Here is a 2,345-nt window from a genome sequence, read left to right on the forward strand (position 1 = left end):
TAATATAAATTATCGGCATGCAACCGTGACGAATTTCATCTGATGCGACAATTGGTCGCCGTCTGCGTATTCAGCCCTTGACGTGCAGCAGAGCAGTGCCACCTGCACCGCATCAAACCCGCCTGGGCGGTCGCAAAGTCGAGGTCCCGTTGCCGACTTGAACTGGGGTATTGACATAGAACGATCATCTGATGCATGATTCGCGCACAGTTTTAGGTGAGAGGCGGTTGTGTGGTCGAACGGTGGAACGTCCCTGGTGCTGCTCCCGAATTGTTCCTGGCCGGAACCTCGCCGCTGCTTCGGCCCGACGAGCAGGTATTCGCCGCCATAGTGGCCGGATGGCGCGACCAACAGCTCAGCCGGAATCTAGCGATGGGAACCATCAAGATCCGACTCGAACTCGTGCACCGCTTTCAACGCTTCACCAACGAAATCCCCTGGCACTGGAGGCCGATGGACGTCGACGAATTCTTTGCCGACCTCCGCGGTGAAGGCCGCGCGAAGTCCACGCTGCGGACGTACCAGAACGCACTCCGACTGTTTTGCGACTACGCCGCAGATCCGCGCTATCAATGGACTGCAGTGTGCGAGAACTTGTTCGGAACTCATCTCGCGCAGGTCTGCTTCGAATGGAACACCGCCACCCACTCCGGAGACTACGAGGGACGGCCCGCGCGGCGTGCACTGACCAAACGCGAGCTGCAGGATCTGTTCGACTACGCCGACGACCAGGTTCAAATCGCCCGTCACAGCGGCCACAAGGGCTGGCTCGCCGCGATGCGCGACGCCACCGCGATGAAGACCGCCTACGCATGGGGACTACGACGCCAAGAACTCGCCATGCTCGACACGACCGACTTCGGCACCAACCCACACGCGACCGAGTTCGGTGGCCACGGAGTCCTCTACGTGCGATGGGGCAAAGCCAACAAAGGAAGCACACCGAAGCGTCGCAGCGTCCTCACTGTCTTCCCGTGGTCGGCGCGGGTGATGACGCAGTGGATCGAACACTGCCACGACCTGAACACCCGCACACCCCGCAGCGCCGCGCTGTGGCCCAGCGAACGATCACCGCGGGTGTCGAAGGAGAAGCTGGGCGCACGATTCGCCGAATACCGCCGCGCTCTCGGACTACCCGACGAGCTGACCCTGCACTGCCTGAGGCATTCGTACGTCACCCACCTGATCGAAGACGGGTACGACCCACTCTTCGTTCAACAGCAGGTCGGCCACTCTTATGCATCGACCACCGCCCTCTACACCTCGGTCTCCTCCGACTTCCGTACCCGCACACTGCGTACCGTTCTCGACAACAGCATCGAGCGAGCACTCGCACTGCCCGATCCCGGAGCCGGCACATGACCCGCAGACGCCAACTCGACTTTCACTGGAAGCTCCGCCAACAGATGGCCGCTCACGACATGTGGAAGACCACCCAGCTGGCGCCGCTGCTGCGCGATCGCGGCATCGACCTCTCCGCGGCACAGATCTACCGGCTCGTCACCGACAAGCCCGAACGTTTGTCCATGAAAGTGCTTGTTGCGCTGTGCGATATCTTCGACTGCACACCCAACGACCTGATCACACCCGAAGCCGTCGTCGCTCGCGGAACCAGAGCCGCCGGCGACCCGTCCACGCGGACTGTGACCAGCCTGAACCCTGACCTTCGACCCGAGCGGGCCCGCATCACGGATTCCGATTCGTGAGCTGCGCTCGTAAACCCCGCCGGCGCAGTCAATCACCCGATCCAGGCAAACATCACGCCTGCGCACGGTGCAAGGACCACTACCCCACGGCCGCGCACTGGCCCGACGGTCCGGTCTGCACCTACTGCTACCAAGCTGCCAAACGCACCGAGGGCACGTGCACGGCGTGCGGTCACATTGGAATGGTCCCCGGCCTGGACGAGAACCACATGCCCTTGTGTCTGCGCTGCAGCGGATTACCGTTAGATCTGACGTGCCGCCGGTGCGGCACCGAGACCTGGCTCGCGAAAGCCAACACCTGCTGGCGGTGCCTGCTCGATGACATCGTCCGCGACCTACTCTCCGGCCCGGACGGAGCCGTCCACGAGTCGTTGGAGCCGCTGGCAACCGCCATCGTCGCGATGCACAGGGCGAACAGCGGCGTCACCTGGATTCGCGCGAACCCCAGAGTCCGGGAACTGCTCGGCGCACTGGGAGACGGGTCGGTGGATCCGACACACGACGCCCTCGACGCCCTGCCCCGCACACGCACCGTGGAGTACCTCCGAGCATTGATGGTCGAACACTCAGCCCTGCCCCCGCGGGACCGACTGCTCGCCACCTACGAACAATGGCTCCGCGACAAACTCACAACCACCG

2 protein-coding genes and 1 pseudogene are annotated in these 2,345 nt (G+C 63.1%); all 3 read left to right on the forward strand.

The window, feature by feature from the left end:
- The first annotated feature begins 270 nt into the window (after nucleotides 1–270).
- The gene (locus tag QMK32_RS25055; RefSeq protein WP_283478277.1) at nucleotides 271–1,362 is read left to right on the forward strand and encodes a tyrosine-type recombinase/integrase; all 1,092 of its coding nucleotides are present in this window, start codon (nucleotides 271–273) and stop codon (nucleotides 1,360–1,362) included.
- Nucleotides 1,359–1,706, forward strand: coding sequence for a helix-turn-helix domain-containing protein (locus QMK32_RS25060; protein WP_283478276.1), 348 nt, complete (start codon nucleotides 1,359–1,361; stop codon nucleotides 1,704–1,706). The genes QMK32_RS25055 and QMK32_RS25060 overlap by 4 nt, the downstream gene beginning before the upstream one ends.
- Nucleotides 1,703–2,345 (forward strand): annotated as a pseudogene (locus QMK32_RS25065) (Fis family transcriptional regulator); the annotation flags it as partial. The gene QMK32_RS25060 and the pseudogene QMK32_RS25065, both read left to right, overlap by 4 nt.

This window comes from Rhodococcus sp. H29-C3, from assembly GCF_030063405.1.
Taxonomy (GTDB): Bacteria; Actinomycetota; Actinomycetes; order Mycobacteriales; family Mycobacteriaceae; genus Rhodococcoides.